Source organism: Kluyvera sichuanensis (assembly GCF_014218705.1).
Taxonomy (GTDB): Bacteria; Pseudomonadota; Gammaproteobacteria; order Enterobacterales; family Enterobacteriaceae; genus Kluyvera; species Kluyvera sichuanensis.
Genome location: NZ_JABBJF010000004.1, coordinates 243,908 through 261,240, shown reverse-complemented (window position 1 = coordinate 261,240; position 17,333 = coordinate 243,908). Strand labels below are relative to the sequence as shown.

11 protein-coding genes are annotated in these 17,333 nt (G+C 55.6%); 5 read left to right on the top strand and 6 right to left on the bottom strand.

All coding sequences use genetic code 11. The annotated features are described in order from the left end of the window. Positions 1-22 precede the first annotated feature (22 nt). The 5 genes from tdcC to HII27_RS07170 all read right to left on the bottom strand — a co-directional run bounded on the left by tdcC (position 23) and on the right by HII27_RS07170 (position 5,647). A complete protein-coding gene (tdcC, locus tag HII27_RS07190; RefSeq protein WP_185667244.1) occupies positions 23-1,354 on the bottom strand; it encodes a threonine/serine transporter TdcC in 1,332 nt (443 codons plus the stop codon). A gap of 31 nt (positions 1,355-1,385) precedes the next feature. Then, the gene (gene tdcB, locus HII27_RS07185; protein WP_185667243.1) at positions 1,386-2,375 is read right to left on the bottom strand and encodes a bifunctional threonine ammonia-lyase/L-serine ammonia-lyase TdcB; all 990 of its coding nucleotides are present in this window, start codon (positions 2,373-2,375) and stop codon (positions 1,386-1,388) included. A 99-nt stretch (positions 2,376-2,474) separates the two neighbouring features. Further along, a complete protein-coding gene (gene tdcA, locus HII27_RS07180) occupies positions 2,475-3,413 on the bottom strand; it encodes a transcriptional regulator TdcA (protein WP_185667242.1) in 939 nt (312 codons plus the stop codon). A 675-nt stretch (positions 3,414-4,088) separates the two neighbouring features. Then, entirely contained in the window at positions 4,089-4,715 is a 627-nt protein-coding gene (locus tag HII27_RS07175) for a LysE family transporter (protein ID WP_185667241.1), read from the bottom strand. Positions 4,716-4,810: 95 nt separating this feature from the next. Beyond that, on the bottom strand, positions 4,811-5,647 hold the full coding sequence (locus HII27_RS07170; protein WP_185667240.1) for a LysR family transcriptional regulator: 837 nt from the start codon (positions 5,645-5,647) through the stop codon (positions 4,811-4,813). 96 nt (positions 5,648-5,743) lie between these two features. On the opposite strand from HII27_RS07170, the gene HII27_RS07165 reads away from it, so the two are divergent. From HII27_RS07165 to urtA, 5 genes are all read left to right on the top strand, one after another. Then, a complete protein-coding gene (locus HII27_RS07165; RefSeq protein WP_185667239.1) occupies positions 5,744-6,478 on the top strand; it encodes an SDR family oxidoreductase in 735 nt (244 codons plus the stop codon). A 271-nt stretch (positions 6,479-6,749) separates the two neighbouring features. Then, positions 6,750-8,552, top strand: coding sequence for an allophanate hydrolase (gene atzF / locus HII27_RS07160; protein ID WP_185667238.1), 1,803 nt, complete (start codon positions 6,750-6,752; stop codon positions 8,550-8,552). Beyond that, positions 8,545-12,162, top strand: coding sequence for an urea carboxylase (gene uca / locus HII27_RS07155; RefSeq protein ID WP_185667237.1), 3,618 nt, complete (start codon positions 8,545-8,547; stop codon positions 12,160-12,162). Before atzF ends, uca begins: the two co-directional genes overlap by 8 nt. A 10-nt stretch (positions 12,163-12,172) precedes the next feature. After that, positions 12,173-12,871, top strand: coding sequence for a GntR family transcriptional regulator (locus HII27_RS07150; protein ID WP_185667236.1), 699 nt, complete (start codon positions 12,173-12,175; stop codon positions 12,869-12,871). 65 nt (positions 12,872-12,936) lie between these two features. Further along, complete coding sequence (urtA, locus tag HII27_RS07145; RefSeq protein ID WP_185667235.1) at positions 12,937-14,208, top strand: urea ABC transporter substrate-binding protein; 1,272 nt, start codon at positions 12,937-12,939, stop codon at positions 14,206-14,208. Positions 14,209-14,714: 506 nt separating this feature from the next. Here the strand turns inward: urtA and iutA are convergent. Continuing rightward, positions 14,715-16,925 carry a ferric aerobactin receptor IutA gene (iutA, locus tag HII27_RS07140; RefSeq protein ID WP_185667323.1) on the bottom strand — a complete coding sequence of 737 codons (2,211 nt, stop codon included), beginning with the start codon at positions 16,923-16,925 and terminating at the stop codon, positions 14,715-14,717. Between the last annotated feature and the right edge of the window lie 408 nt (positions 16,926-17,333).

Below are 17,333 nucleotides of genomic sequence, written 5' to 3'. Positions count from 1 at the left end.
CGACTCATCCTGAGCTTACAGATTAAAACAGTTTGTACACGATGTTGAGAATGGTCAGCAGACCAATAATGGTGACAAACACGTTATCCAGACGACCACGGTATTTCGCCAGCGATGGCGCTTTACGGATGGCGTACATCGGTAACAGGCACAGCAGGGAAGCGATAATCGGCGCACCCATGGCTTCAATCAGGTCCAGAATGTTCGGGTTGGCGTAAGCGACGACCCAGGTGGAGCCCATGATGAAGATCATGCTGATGGTGTTCAGTTTCCCGGAGGAGACTTTGGTTTTATCGCCTTTGTAGCCAAACTTCAGCACCAGGCCGTTCAGCCCTTCCAGCGTGCCGAGGTAGTGGCCGAAGAAGGATTTAAAGATAGCCACCAGGGCGATGATAGAGGCACCGTACTCCAGCGTGGTGGCGAAGGTCGACTTCGAACCAGACATAGAGGCAAAGTGGTTTGCCAGGTAAGAGAGCACCGGAATGTTCTGCGCTTTAGCTTCCGCCATGTTCTGCGGAGAGAGCGTAAACAGGCAGCTGAAGGCGAAGAACATCACCACGGCAACCATCAGTACGCTGGCGCGGGAGATAATCTGCGAACATTTCTGCTCGGTGAATTCACGGCCAAAGTCCTTCTCATACTCTTCGCGCTTGGAGACCACGAAGGAAGAGACGATTGGCGAGAAGTTAAAGGAGAACACCATGATGGAGATACCCAGCCATACGGTCACCAGGATACCGTCGTGCCCGGTCATCGCGATATTGCTGAGGTCCACCTGATCGATAGCGGCAGAGTTCCAGTAAGGGATCAGCGACAGCGAAATCAGCACCAGGCAGGCAATGAACGGCCAGACCAGGTAGCTCATCACTTTAACCATCAGGTCTTTACCAAACCAGATAACGAAAGCCATCAGCAGCAGCAGGAACAGGGCGACAAAGCCACGGTTCAGCGCTGGCATCTGCAGCTGGTTTTCCCAGAAGGTCATAAAGGTGTTGGTAATGGTGACGCCATAGATCCACAGCAGCGGGCAGATGGCGAAGAAGTACAGGAAGGTGATTACCACGCCGCCCGTCTTACCAAAATGCTCCTCTACCGTTTCGGTGATGTTGCCGGAGGGGTTAGACCCTGACAGGCACAGACGCGCCAGCGCGCGGTGGCAGTAGAAGGCAATTGGGTAAGCCAACAGCAGCATCAGGAGAATGGGGATTAGCCCACCAAACCCGGCGCGAATCGGGAAGAACAATACCCCGGCGCCGATGGCGGTGCCGAATAAACCCAGGGTCCACGTAGTATCTGATTTACGCCAGACAGATTGTTTGGTCTGACTGGATATAATGCTTTCAGTAGTACTCATATCCTATCCTCAGCGAAGTGTAATAGTAGAATTAAGCGTCAACTAAACCGGTAATTTGTGATACGCGAGATAAGTCGATATTCCCGCCAGAAATAATGCTGACCGTTTTTCTGTTTTGGATATAGCTATCTAATTTGCCGCTTAATAATGCCGCACAGGCCAGGGCACCAGCACCTTCGGTAACGACTTTATTACGCTGAATAAGGGCGATCATGCTTTTACGAATTTCATCTTCGTTGACCAGCACAATATCATCGACGAGGTCACGAACGATTTCATAGGTTAAATTACCCGGGCGAGAGACGTCACAGCCGTCTGCCAGGGTGCCGGTCGTTCGGTGCGTGGTTATATTTCCGGCATAGTAAGAGGCAGCCATGCCGTGAACGTTTTCCGATTGAACGCCGATCACTTTAATCGTTGGGTTAATTGATTTAATGGCGATAGCAATACCGGCAATTAAACCGCCGCCGCCGATGGGCACAATCACGTTATCGACATCATAGAGGTCTTCGAGAATTTCCAGACCAATGGTGCCTTGCCCGGCAATCACTTTCGGGTCGTCATACGGAGGGATAAAAATACGGCCTTCCATTTCAACAATTTCGCTTACCTTGGCGATGGTATCGTTGAAGTTATCGCCGTGCAGAACCACTTCCGCAGAGTAGTCGCAGGTGGCGGCCACTTTAGATTTCGGCGCGCCTTTTGGCATCACCACTTTGCCGTCAATGCCCAGCATGGCGCAGGAGAGTGAAACGCCCTGCGCATGGTTGCCCGCCGAGCAGGCCACCACGCCTTTACGTCTTTCGGCTTCGGTCAGGGAGCTGAGTTTATTAAAGGCGCCACGGATTTTAAACGAACCCGTACGTTGCATATTTTCGAACTTCAGGAAGATATCGCCTTTGCATTGCTCACTAAAATAGTTTGAGCGCGGCATACCGGTTTTATAAATTTTACCTGCGAGGCGTTTTTTGGCTTCAATAATATCTTCAATTGCAACCGGGAGATCGTATGTAATATGCATGATAACCTCATAACCTAAGTATTAGGGTAATAGATGTCCGTCACCACTGACCGATAAATAGATCGGTGGTATTTGTAATGGGCTTTTAAAACTACTGGGTTATTTAATATTCATTATTTGTTTTTGCCTGCGTCCATTGCAGGCCGAGTATTCCTTTGCTAATTGCACCAGAATTGATGCGGCTTTTTTTATTCGATAATTCTTTGACCACACGGCGGCGTAGCGCGCCACGGGAAGTACTTCTTCAACCTCGAGCGTAATAAACTGGTCTGAGCCAAAAGGTGCGGTCATATCGCAAGGAATTACCGTCAGAAAATCGGCATTGAGAACAAGATTATAAATAGTGACCACCGAGTCGGTCTTAACAATGTTTTCAATGCTGATGCCATTTCGTTGTAGCGTAATAAGCAGTTCGCTGTAGTAGCCCATATTAGTTTGTGGTAACACCCACTGTGCGTCTTTCAGCGAAGCCAGCGTGGGGTTACCGCTGCATGTTCGGGATTTGTTTGCCACCACCACAAACTCTGACTCGAAAAGCGGCTCAACGTGCAGGTCCTGCAGCTTCATCTCATCGCTTAAAGTGCCAATCGCGAAATCCAGGCGACCATCGCGCAGGGCGGGCAGGAACGAGGAGAGCTGTGCTTCGAACATTGAGATCTGTACCTTCGGGAACACCTCTTTAAATTTTTGAATCATGTCAGACATAAAGGTGAAGCCAATCAGCGACGGAAAGCCGAATGAGACGTCTACGGCCGCATCGTCGGTCATGCTGTTCATCTCATTCACCATGTTGGTCATCTCACGGGTGATGGATTCCGACCAGGAGAGCAGCACCTGGCCTGGGTGAGTCAGCGTGACGCCGGTATTCTTGCGAACGATAAGCTCGGCACCAAAGTAAGTTTCAATATCGCTTATGATTTTACTGACTGCAGGCTGCGTTAACCCCAGCTCTTTTGCTGCAGAACCAATAGAACCACTACGGATCACTTCCTGAAAGACCACCAGATTCTGTATTTTAGGGAGAATAAATGTGTTCATAACAATCCGTGTTAATTACTTTGTTGACGGAAATAAGTGTAACAAATTAACCGGTTGGGGATTTGTGCGAGCACTCACAAATTGTCTTTTGATGAATTTCAGTACGCTAAGGTTTGCTTAATAAATTAAGTAATATCAATATGTTATCTGTTTTAATATAACGATTTGTCCTGATTTTAATCAAAAAATTATGGGGGGATAACAATATTTTATGGCGATAACGATGGCCATTTTTTTGCGGCACTAATAATCGCCATCTGGCGATCTTTCAAGCAATTATCGGGTAATTAACGGTCAATAAATGGCTTAAATTTAATGTGTAATTTATCAACTTAAATTTTAAATGAATCATTATTCTTATTAAAGAATGTCGGGTATCACATTTTTCACCCGCGATTGTGCTGAAAGATACGTATTAGTTATTAACTCTAAAAACATTATCTACAATTTATTATCATATATAACATTTATTTAACTATGGTTTTTTGCCCATTTTTTGGGTGTTCATTTTGGTTATGAAATCGGTTGCTTTTGTTTTGTGTTGTGAAAAGTTTGATGGGTAGTGTTTTGTGTTGATGCTCACAGATCTGCATTCTTCTTTGCGAGGGGGGAAAGCGGGGGATGATAACGCGAAGAGAAAAGGGTAACCCGATGGGCTACCCCAATAGCTGAATATCAGCTCAGCGCCACCTTAATGCCCAGCGCAATCAGCAACCCACCCAGCATCTTATCAATAATTTTCTGTGCTTTTGCCAGCCCACGGCGTACCGGCGCGCTCTGGATAAGCACCACCAGCATTGGCCACCAGATGACGGAAACGGTGAGGATCACCCCGGCGTACCAGAGTTTCTCCGGGAAACCGGATTTCACGTTCAGTACCTGAGTGAAAATAGAGAGGAAGAACAACGTGGCTTTCGGGTTCAGCAGGTTACACAGATAGCCTTGCAAAAACGCCTTTTTTAGCGTGGTTTCCTGCTGAACAACGCCGGTCATGTCCATGCTTTTATGCCCGCGCGCCAGCAGCGCCAGCAGACCCACCCAGATAAGATAGGCTGCGCCCGCGTACTTCAGAATATCGAACAGCCATGGCGTGGTGGTGATCACTACCGCCAGACCGGCCACGCAGTAAGACATATGCGTCAGCACGCCGCAGGTGATGCCAAAGGCGGTCATCATGGCGGGCAGTCGGCGATAGCGCGCGGCGTTTTTAATGACCATAAAGAAGTCCGGGCCGGGTGACAAAATGCCGAGCGTGGCAATAGACGCAACGAACGCCGTTGCACCAATAGAAGGTATGAACATTAGGGTGATCTCTTATCAGGAAGGCGAATAAATTAGAGCGGGATCACAAAACCCACTATGACCGGAATCAAGGTTTCCGCGTAATTATCCGCGCTTTATCCTGCAAGCGTCGCCGTCTCGTTGAGCTGCTCCAGCAACTGATTGACCGCCGGGTTCTCCACCGCCTGAACCGCATAGCAAATGCCAATTCGCCGTAGTAACGGATACCCCGGCAGCGCCCGGGCGCTGAGGTCGCAGCGGGCTTCAATCAGCGAGCGTGGCGCAATCGCCAGACCAAACCCTGCCTCGACCAGATCCAGCGCCAGCGTAAAGCTGCCCGCATTGGCGCTGGGCGCTCCGGCCGCCGTGCCGTAAAACGGCAGGAAGCGCTGATGAGAATCGTGGGCCGGATACATCACCCAAGGGTAGCTATAGAGCTGCTCCAGCGTCAGCTCCGCCACCTGCGCCAGCGGATGGTCGCAGGGGAACGCCAGCATATAGTGCTCGTCGAACAGCGGCATAAACAGCTCGTCTTCGCAGCGCAGGCTCTCGCAGCCGAGACGAATATCCCCGGTACAGCCAGGGTCGAGCGTGACCAGTGTCTCCGGCATCTCAAGATGAATACGCTGTAGCAGTGAGGCCAGACACGGCGAGGCGATGTCCTGCTCGACGCCGATATTCAGCGGCGCGCGGTCCTGGCGTTTACGAAAGCGCGAGGTGAGGGTCGCCATCTCCTGAAGCATACGGCAGGCGTGCGGATAGAGCGCGCGCGCATCTTCCGTCACCTCCACGCCGCGGGGCTTACGTACAAAGAGTTGCGTACCGAGTTCCTCTTCCAGTGCTTTCACGGTGGCAGAGAGCGCAGGCTGTGTCAGACTTAACTGTTCAGCCGCGCGGGTAATATTGCGCTCTTCAAATACGCAGATGAAGGCGCTGAGCTGTCGCTTATCCATAGATTTATTTTATGGCTGTGAAAAAAACAAACCATTTTTCACCATTCTCATCCGGATTTAAAGTAGCGCCATCAATTTTATTTATGAGGAATACCAATGAACGCTGCATCTAAACCATTAGTCGTGATTACCGGTGCCAGCTCCGGGATTGGCCTGGCCACGGCAAAACTGCTGTCAGAACGCGGACATGCGCTGCTGCTGCTGGCGCGTCGTGTGGATCGCATGACCGCGCTGAACTTGCCGCGCACTCTGTGCCGTTCGGTAGACGTCACCAACCGTCAGGCGGTGGCCGACGCCATTGCCGAGGCGGAACAGCAATTTGGGCCGGTTGATGCGATGGTCAACAACGCGGGCGTGATGCTGCTGGGCAATATCGACGATCAAAACCCGGATGAATGGGAACAGATGATCGACGTTAACGTCAAAGGGTTGCTGAACGGCGTTCACGCGGTGACGAAAGGGATGATTGAGCGCAAAGCGGGCACCATCATCAATATCAGCTCCATTGCCGGGCGCAAAACCTTCCCGAACCACGTGGTCTACGTCGGCACCAAGTTTGCGGTGCACGGCCTGTCCGAAAACCTGCGTGAAGAGCTGTCGCCGCACAACGTGCGCGTGGTGGTGATTGCACCGGGGGCGGTGGAAACCGAACTGCTGAGCCACACGACCAGCGACGACATTAAAGCCGGTTATCAGAGCTGGAAGCAGGATATGGGCGGTAAAGTGCTGAGCCCGGAAGATGTGGCCCATGCCATCGAGTACGCCTATTCCCAGCCGCAGTACGTTTGTATTCGTGAAATTGTGCTAGCGGCGACCCGTCAGGGCGCATAATTTATCGTGAAATAAAAAATAGATAGCCATATTGATAACATTGTTATTTATGTGGCTATTTTCATAATAGATTATTCTGACCCGATTCTACGTTATTTATTTTTCCTATGACCTGCTGCACTGTTATTGCGCCTGATGTACTTTTACGGTGCGTGCTAATTTTATGACTACGTCATTATTTATTTAAAAACTCTATAAAAACAGTCTATTAAATATCTGGCACGTGCCTTGCTAATTGAATTCCATCTTGTATACCAACAGGAATTCAACGATGGCATTAATGACAGGACAAACGCTGGCCGCATGGCGTCAGCAAATCAGTCAGGACAGCGACTCCGTTCTTACGCTTTTAATTGAACATATTAATACCTTCTCCGCAGAGGATAACGCGTGGCTGGCGATCGCCAGCGAAGCGCAGTTGAAGGCACAATTAGCCGCGTTAATTCCGCTGTATCAAAATAACCCGCAAGCCCTGCCATTATTTGGTATTCCGTTTGCGGTCAAAGACAACGTGGACGTGGCGGGATGGCCGACCACCGCGGCCTGTCCGGCGTTTGAATATATTGCCGAGCAGGATGCCACGGCGGTTGCCCGACTAAAAGCCGCCGGGGCGATTGTGGTGGGCAAAACCAACCTCGATCAGTTCGCCACCGGGCTGGTGGGTACGCGCTCTCCCTACGGTGCGGTGGTCAATACGTTCAACCCCGATTACGTCAGCGGCGGCTCCAGCTCCGGCTCGGCCTCCGTGGTGGCGCGTGGCCTGGTGCCGTTCGCCTTTGGCACCGACACCGCCGGTTCCGGGCGCGTGCCCGCCGGGTTTAACAATATCGTCGGCCTTAAACCGACCAAAGGCTGGCTCTCAGCCAAAGGCGTAGTCCCGGCCTGCCGACTCAATGACACCCTGTCAGTATTTGCCCTGACGGTAGACGACGCCTTTTATATCGCCTCGCTGGCGGGCGGCGCGGATGATGAGGATGCTTACTCGCGCGCCAACCCGGCGACGGCACCCGCTACGCTTGCACCGAACCCGACCTTTGCCGTGCCGGAGACGCTGAACTTCTTCGGCGACGTGCAGGCGCAGGCGGCGTGGGAACAGGCTATTGATGCGCTGTGTGCAAGTGGCGTCACGCTAAAACCTATCGATTTCTCCGTCTTTACCCAGCTTGCTGAACAGCTCTATCAGGGCTCGTGGGTCGCTGAGCGCACGGCGGCGGTGGGCGACATGCTCCAGCACCCCGAACAGATGGACCCGACCGTTTACACCATCGTCTCTGCGGGCCTGAATTACAGCGCGGTCGATGCCTATAACGCTGAATACCTGCGCGCCGAGCTGGCGCAAAAAATCCAGCAGACGCTGGGCGAGGTCGACGCGCTGGTGGTGCCAACGTCGCCGACCATTCATACCCTGAAGGAGATGGAGCAGGAACCGATTCGCTTCAACTCCCAGTTTGGGACCTACACCAACTTCACCAACCTTGCTGACCTCAGCGCGCTGGCGTTGCCCGCGCCGTTCCGCGCCGATGGCCTACCGGCAGGTATCACCTTGCTTGCTCCCGCGTGGCACGACCGGGCGCTGGCCGATTTTGGTCAACGCTGGCAGCAACAGCTGGCGCTGCCATTAGGGGCCACCGGGCTGCCGTTCACACCAAACGCCACCGCGCTGCCGCCGTCCCCGCATCACGTGCGCATTGCCGTGGTCGGCGCGCACCTGCGCGGTATGCCGCTCAACTTCCAACTCACTACCCGTCATGCCGTCTTTGTGGAAGCCACGCTGACGGCGGCGACCTATCGGCTGTACGCGCTGGCCAATACCCAGCCGCAAAAGCCGGGGCTGGCCCGTGATGCCTCCGGCGCGGCGATTGAAGTTGAGCTGTGGGATATCCCGCTGGCGCGCTTTGGCGAGTTCGTGGCGGAAATTCCGTCGCCGCTGGGCATTGGCTCGCTGGAGCTTTGCGATGGCCGTTGGGTGAAAGGCTTTATCTGTGAACCGGCAGCGCTGAACGACGCCGTAGACATTACCGAATTCAAGGGCTGGCGGCACTGGGTTGCCCGTAAGGAGAGCCACCATGTTTAACACCGTGCTGATTGCTAACCGTGGCGAAATTGCCTGCCGCGCTATCCGAACCCTGAAGCGTCTCGGTATCACCAGCGTGGCGGTCTACTCCGACGCCGATAAAAATGCCGAACACGTTAAGCAGGCTGATATTGCATTGGCGCTGGGCGGCGAAAAGGCCAGCGACAGCTACCTGAAAATTGACGCGATTATTGCCGCTGCGCGGGAAAGCGGCGCCCAGGCTATCTGGCCGGGCTACGGTTTTCTCTCGGAAAGCCTGCCGTTTGCCGACGCCTGTGACAAGGCGGGCATTGTGTTTATCGGCCCTACCGCGCAGCAGATTGGCGAGTTTGGCCTGAAGCACCGCGCTCGCGAGCTGGCCGCTGAAGCGGGTGTACCGATGACCCCGGGGACCGGGTTGCTTAACTCGCTCGACGAGGCGCTGAATGCGGCGCAGAACATTGGCTACCCGGTGATGCTGAAAAGCACGGCGGGCGGCGGTGGGATTGGTCTGACGCGCTGTGCCGACGCACAGGCTCTGGCGCAGGGTTGGGAGAGCGTGCGTCGTCTGGGCGAGCAGTTCTTTAGTGATGCCGGGGTGTTTGTTGAGCGCTGCGTGGATCGTGCGCGCCATATCGAAGTGCAGATTTTTGGCGACGGCAAAGGCAACGTGGTGGCGCTCGGCGAGCGCGACTGTTCGCTCCAGCGCCGCAACCAGAAGGTGGTGGAAGAGACGCCTGCACCGAATCTGCCTGCGGCGACCCGCAAAGCGATTCTCGATGCCGCGGTACAGCTCGGTAAGCTGGTCAGCTACCGCAGTGCCGGGACGGTGGAGTTTATCTACGATGCCGCGCTGGACGCGTTTTATTTCCTCGAAGTGAATACCCGTCTTCAGGTTGAGCACCCGGTGACCGAATGCGTTACCGGGCTGGATCTGGTGGAGTGCATGCTGCGCGTGGCGGCCGATGAGCCTATCGACTGGGCGCGTCTGGCAAAAGCGCCGCAGGGGGCGGCGATTGAAGTGCGTCTTTATGCTGAAAGCCCGCTAAAAAACTTCCAGCCGAGCCCCGGCGTCCTGACCGAAGTGGTCTTCCCGGACGATGTGCGCATTGATACCGGCGTGACCACCGGCAGCGAAGTCTCCGCGTTTTACGACCCGATGATCGCCAAGCTGATTGTCCATGCGCCAACCCGCGCGGCGGCGCTGGCAAAACTGGCGACGGCGCTTGACGCCACGCGACTGCACGGCATCGCCACTAACCTCGACTACCTGCGGCAGATTACCGCCAGCGAGGCGTTTGTCAGCGGCACCGCCTGGACGCGGATGCTCGACAGCGTGGTGGCGCAGTCGCCGATGATTGAAGTCTTGCAGCCTGGCACCTGGAGCAGCGTGCAGGATTATCCGGGCCGTCAGGGCTACTGGGATATCGGCGTGCCGCCGTCCGGCCCGATGGATGATTTTGCCTTCCGCCTGGCGAACCGCATTGTCGGTAACCACGAATCGGCGGCCGGGCTGGAGTTCACCCTGCAGGGACCGGTGCTGCAGTTCCATGCCGACGCGCTGATTGCCCTGACCGGGGCCGACTGTCAGGCGAAGCTGGACGATGAAGCGGTGCCGATGTGGCAGCCAGTAGCGGTGAAAGCAGGGCAAACCCTGAGCTTGGGCCGCGCGCAACGCGGCTGTCGGGGGTATCTGGCGGTGCGTAACGGTCTTGATGTGCCGGTCTATCTCGGCAGCCGTTCCACCTTCGCGCTGGGACAGTTTGGCGGCCACGCGGGGCGCACGCTGAAGGTTGCGGACCTGCTGCCCATCTCACGTCCTGAGCTGGCGGCCTGCACGACGCCCGCGCCTATTTCCGAGCCGAAGGCACTCTCGACGGCGCTGATCCCCGAATACGGTGAAGTCTGGCGCATTGGCGTGCTCTACGGGCCGCACGGCGCGCCGGACTTTTTCACCCAGGAGGCTATCGACGAGTTCTTCGCCAGCGACTGGCAGGTGCACTACAACTCCAACCGCCTCGGCGTGCGCTTAGTCGGCCCTAAACCGAGCTGGACGCGCCCGAACGGCGGTGAGGCGGGGCTACATCCGTCGAACGTGCATGACTGCGAATACGCCATTGGCGCGATTAACTTTACCGGCGACTTCCCGGTGATCCTCACCCGCGACGGCCCAAGCCTCGGCGGCTTTGTCTGCCCGGTGACTATCGCCAAAGCGGAGCTGTGGAAAGTCGGGCAGGTGAAGCCGGGCGACCGCATTCGCTTCTACCCGATCAGCGTGGAAGATGCGGTGGCGCGGGAAAATGCGATGGACCGCAGCGTGGACACCCTGCAAACCACCGCGCTGCCGGAATTTGCCATGCCGTCGCTTGCCGACCGCGACGGCGTTTCCGCCACCGGGCTGGTGTCGCTGCCTGCGACCTTCAGCACCCCGGCGATTGTTTATCGTCAGGCGGGCGACAACTACATCCTGATTGAGTACGGCGAGAACGTGCTGGATCTGGCGCTGCGCCTGCGCGTTCACGTGCTGATGGAGCAGCTGCGCGAACGGGCGCATCCGGGCATTAAAGAGCTTTCTCCCGGCGTGCGTTCGCTGCAGGTGCGCTACGACAGCCGTGAAATCAGCCAGGCCGCGCTGGTGGCGCTGCTGCTGGAACAGGAGGCGCGCATCGGTGATGTCACCCGCATGAAAGTGCCATCTCGCGTTGTCCATCTGCCGATGGCCTTTGAAGACAGCGCCACGCTGGACGCCGTCAGCCGCTACGCCGATACCGTGCGCGCGACCGCGCCGTGGCTGCCGAACAACGTCGACTTTATCCAGCGTATTAACGGCCTGCCGACCCGTGAAGCGGTGATGGAGACCCTGTTTGATGCCAGCTATCTGATTCTGGGGCTGGGCGACGTCTACCTCGGCGCGCCGTGTGCGGTGCCGGTGGATCCACGTCATCGCCTGCTGAGCTCCAAGTACAACCCGGCGCGCACCTTCACCGCCGAAGGCACGGTGGGCATCGGCGGCATGTACATGTGCATCTACGGCATGGACTCGCCGGGCGGCTATCAGCTGGTGGGGCGCACGCTGCCCATCTGGAACAAATTCCTCAAAAACGCGCAGTTCAGCGAGGGTGAGCCGTGGCTACTGCGTTTCTTCGACCAGGTGCGTTTCTACCCGGTGAGCGAAGCGGAGCTGACCCTGCTGCGCGATGATTTCCGCGAAGGCCGCGCGGCGGTGCGTATTGAAGAGACGGTGTTCGACTTTGCCGAGCACCTGCAGTTCCTCGATGACAACGCCGACGACATCGCCCGTTTCCGTCAGCTGCAGTCTGCGGCGTTTGAAGCGGAGGTGGAGCGCTGGCATCTGGACGACCAGGAGGCCGACGTTGAAAGCCTGCTGCCGACGCAGGAAGAGGCCATCGACGACGGCGCGCTGCCGGTGACCGCCGATATGAACGGCAATATCTGGAAGGTGCTGGTCGCGCCTGGCGAGACGGTGGAAGCCGGCCAGACGCTGGTCATCGTGGAAGCGATGAAAATGGAGCTGGCGATTCACGCCCCGCAGGCGGGCATCGTTAAACGCATCGGCTGCCAGCCGGGCCGCCCGGTGAGCCCGGGTGACGCGCTGCTGTGGCTGGAATAGGGAGAAGCAGATGACGGAAGCGAACGGCAAAAAGCGCACGGTGGGGCTGGCGGAGCGTATCTATCTGGCGCTGAAAAACGACATTTTTGATTTCCGCCTGATGCCCGGCGAGCACTTTAGCGAAAACGAAATCTCCGAGCGCATGGCGGCCAGCCGCACGCCGGTGCGCCAGGCGCTGTTCTGGCTGGAGCACGAAGGCTATGTGCAGGTTTACTCGCGCAGCGGCTGGCAGGTGAAACCGTTCGACTTCACCTATTTCGAGGCGCTGTACGACTTCCGCATCGTGCTGGAAATGGAGGCGGTGAAGCGTCTGTGCGCCATGCCATCGCAGGAGCGCGTGGCCCATCTCGCGCCGCTGCTCGCCTTCTGGTGCGATGCGCCGCAGATGCCGCCGGGTAAGGAACTCTCGCGGCACGATGAGGCGTTTCATACCGCACTGGTGAGCGCCACCGGCAACGGCGAGATGGCGCGCGTGCACGTCGAGTTGACGGAGAAAATGCGCATTATTCGCCACCTCGACTTCACCCGCGAGGACCGCGTGGACGCGACCTACAGCGAACACGCACAGGTGCTTCGCGCCATAGTGCAGCAGCAAACTGAAGAGGCGCAGCGGATCCTCACTGCGCATATTTCACAGAGTAAGGCCGAGGTCAGAAAAATAACCCTACATCGGCTACAGCAGGCCCGTTTACAACCCGTTTCACCGTAGTTGTGGCTTCCGCCCCATCCCGGTGGGGAACTTTTATCACTCAATATCGTTTAGGGGTTTTGGTCATGAAAAGACGTTCTTTACTGAAAGCATTTGCCCTGTCGGCCACCTTTTTGAGCATGGGCTTCTCTTTGCAGGCATACGCAGCGGACACCATTAAAATCGGCATTATGCATTCGCTCTCCGGCACCATGGCGATTTCCGAAACGCCGCTGAAAGACGTGGCGCTGATGACCATCGATGAGATCAATGCCAAGGGCGGCGTGCTGGGCAAAAAGCTCGAGCCGGTAGTGGTTGACCCGGCCTCCAACTGGCCGCTGTTCGCGGAGAAAGCGCGCCAACTGCTGACCCAGGATAAAGTGGCGGCGGTGTTCGGCTGCTGGACCTCGGTATCGCGTAAATCCGTGCTGCCGGTGTTTGAAGAGCTGAACGGCCTGCTGTTCTACCCGGTGCAGTATGAAGGCGAAGAGATGTCGCCAAACGTCTTCTACACCGGCGCGGCGCCAAACCAGCAGGCGATTCCGGCGGTGGAATATATGATGAGCGAAGACGGCGGCAGCGCGAAGCGCTTCTTCCTGCTCGGCACCGACTATGTCTACCCGCGCACCACCAACAAGATCCTGCGCGCCTTCCTGCACTCGAAAGGGGTTCAGGATAAAGATATTGAAGAGGTCTACACGCCGTTTGGCTACAGCGACTACCAGACCATCGTGGCGAACATCAAAAAATTCTCCGCGGGCGGTAAAACGGCGGTGATCTCCACCATCAACGGCGACTCTAACGTACCGTTCTACAAAGAGCTGGCCAACCAGGGCATTAAAGCCACCGATGTGCCGGTGGTGGCGTTCTCCGTCGGTGAAGAAGAGCTACGCGGCATTGATACCAAACCGCTGGTGGGGCATCTGGCGGCGTGGAACTACTTTGAGTCGGTGAGTAACCCGGTGAACGAGAAGTTTGTCGCGGATTATCGCGCTTATGCCAAAGCGCACAAGCTGCCGAACGCCGATACCGTGGTCACCAACGACCCGATGGAAGCAACCTACGTCGGCATTCATATGTGGGCGCAGGCGGTGGAGAAGGCGGGAACGACCGACGTGGATAAGGTGCGTGCGGCGATGGCCGGGCAGACCTTTGCGGCACCGAGCGGCTTTACGTTGACCATGGACGCGACCAACCACCATCTGCATAAGCCGGTGATGATTGGCGAAATTGAAGAGAACGGTCAGTTTAACGTGGTGTGGAACACCGATAAGCCGGTGCGTGCACAGCCGTGGAGCCCGTATATTCCAGGGAATGATAAGAAGCCGGATACGCCGGTGAAAACGGGTGGGAAGTAAGGTTTGGTAACGGGGGCAGTGGTTTGATGGAGGGGAGATCCATCTGGGTTTATCACTCTGTTGCGCTCCCTTCCAGCGCGAGCCATATAAACTGCGCGGGAGCAGGGAGCGATTTGGCGATTTAGACGCCATCAAAAAACGTGCGGTCTTTTAGCTAACAGCAAAAACCAAAGTCACTGAAACCGATGAGTCCCCGCTGGAAATCGGCGAGCCGTAGCACGGAAGACAAGGTCAGTCCGCCATGGATGGCGGACTGAGGCGAACCGAGACAGGACGTCGAGTTTCGCCGTGCCGCAGGCTGGAGTCGTAGGCGAGCGTAGTGCGAAGCACCGATTTCCCTGCGGGGCCGCGGGGATTGCGAAGGGGTGCGCGGCCGCACCCCTTGGCCCGTTCACCGGTGAAGGAACTTCATATTCCACCCGACGTAAAGTGAACGGAACCCTTCACCTTACTGACAAATATCAGGTTTTTTTGCCCTGGCTCGAGCTAACAGCGTAACTCTTCCATCAGAACAGCACCGAATAATTCAACCCAAACGTCCGCCCGCGGCCTTTGTAGTCATACAGCGACGCCGGGCCATAGCCAGGGCTGTAGTACATCGGCGCACGCTGACCCCACACGGTGGTGTAATCACGGTCGAAGAGGTTTTCGACGCTGAAGCTCAGCTTACCAACCGGCAGAGCGTAGCTGCCGAGCAGGTCGATAGTGGTGTAACCATCAATCTCATTGCCCGCTTCGTCACGCAGCTTAAACGACGTTGTACTCTGCACGCGCAGGCTCCACGGGTCCGGTGCCCAGCCGATATAGGCGGTAGCTTTCGACGGGCTGGCAACCTTCACGTCATATTTTTCCCAGTTGCCGTTCACCTTCGACTCGGTTTTCAACACGTTAAAGTTGCCGCCGGTGCTCCAGTTGGTGTCCGGAATAAAGTAGTCCACCGCGCCTTCCACGCCGTAAATACGACGTTTATCGTCGATTACGCTGATGGTCAGATCTTTATTCGCCTTCACGTTCTTATCGGACAGCGAGTAGTAAGCCGCGATTTGAGTACGCAGGTTATCGCCGGTGTAGCGCCAGCCAAGCTCATAAGAGTTGACCTTGATCCCCTCCAGTTTGCTGTCATCGACGTTAACGCTGTTGACGAGCGGCAGATGCCCGTTGACCGCTGGGCCATATTTCCCTCGGCCATAGTATTTCCCCGGATCGGGTAACTCCACGCCCTGAGAGAAGTTAAACCACGTCTGCTGCCGCTCGGTGATGTGCATCAGTAGCCCGGCATTAAACAGGAAGTTGTCGTAATCGGTAGACCCGCCCGGTATCGCATCGGCCGAGGTGGCCGTGCCGTCGGCAATCTGCTGCTGCTCGCCATAACCGACAAAATCATCGATCTTATTCTCGGTGTACTGGTAACGCACGCCGCCGCTGAGGGTGAAGATCTCGTTGATGTCGTAGCTTGACTGTAAAAATGCCGCCAGGTTGCTGATGTCGTAGGAAGGGTAGCGCCCGGTGGTGTAAATCTGCTGGTTGTTCATCCCGCCGGAAGCGTTAGCCAGATCCTTATTGAAGTACATCTGGTTGGAGGTAAAGCGTTCGTGATCGGCATCCAGTCCATAGGTGAGCTGCCAGCCGTCCAGCGGCGTACTGTTCAGGGTGAGCTTAGCGCCGTACTGGTTGGTTTTTTGCTGTGAGGCAGAGAAACTCGACATGGTGTTGATATCGTTGATTTTTGTGACCGTCGGGAAAGGATAGAACTTCAACGATTCATCACGATAGTAAACCTGACCAACCAGTTCCTGACCAAGGAAGTCGCTGTTGGAATACTGCAGGCTTATCAGGTGACGCTCAGTGCCAGGAATACGATCCGAGTTCAGCCCGCTGCTGACGTACGGTTTAGATGTACCGTTCAGCGCCGAGAAATCTTTCCCCAGATTCAGGCCATAATCATCATCGCCCTGACTTTTATAATATTGGCTGACCAGCTGTAGCTGCTGATTTTCATCAATATTCAGCGTCCCGGTGCCCATCAGATCCAGACGGTCGGAATACTGTAGCCCGGTCTGAGTGTTGTCGAGCAGGGTGGCATCGCCGTTACCGTCGTACCAGCCGCCAAATTTCTGATAGGCCACCGACATGCGCCCGGAGATATGCTCGTTACCGCCGGAGACGGCGCTGGCAATACGCTCGTCGTGATCTTTACTGCTGTTGAAGCCGCTTTTGGTGCCCGCTTCGAACTCGACCTGGGTTTCCGGCTGGCCTTTTTTGGTCACGATATTGATAAGCCCGCCGGTACTGCCGCCGCCGTACAGCGAGGTCGCGCCGGAGATCACTTCAATGTGTTCGATGTTGAATGGGTCGATGGAGTCCAACTGGCGGCTGTCGGTACGTGAGGAGTTGAGGCGCACGCCGTCAATCAGCACGACCAGCGGGCGACCGCGCACGTTCATGCCGTAGTTGGTGCGGCTTTGGCTGCTGACGTCCAGGCCGGGAATCAGCTGGGCCAGCGCGTCTTTCAGTTCTTTACCGCCCTGAATCTGTTGTTCCAGTTCGGCATTTTCGATAACCCAGGTGGTTTGCGCCATCTCGGCTACGGTGCGGTTGTTACGGCTGGCGGATATCACCATATTTTCGTCATCGCTTTGTTGGGCGACGGCGGGTGCCATCATGGCAAGCAGCAAGGGGTTAAGCGCCCAGAGAGTATATTTCTTATTAATCATCATCATTCCTGCGCACGGGCAGACAACGATCGGCCCAAAGATGCGCGTAGTGAGTTAAAGAAGCAGCGTGGTGCTACATGAAAAAATGCAAATGCGAATTTTGTGTATAACATTTCTCATTATCAATAACCGATTTTGATAGTTGCATATTCCTTCACACTTTGAATAATTTTTTTTCGTCCTGAAATAACCGCGTAAATAACATGGAATAAGAGAGGGGAGAGATATAAATAATTATTTTGACCGACGATTAAATCTATTTATTTTCCCTATGACGAACTGCGCTATTACCGTGCGCGGATGTACTGTGGCGGTGCGATAGAATATGGAATAAAGATATTGTTTTTATTTTAATTCTAATAAAATCAGTTTGTTATATATTTGGCATGCACATTGCTAATTGAATTCCAT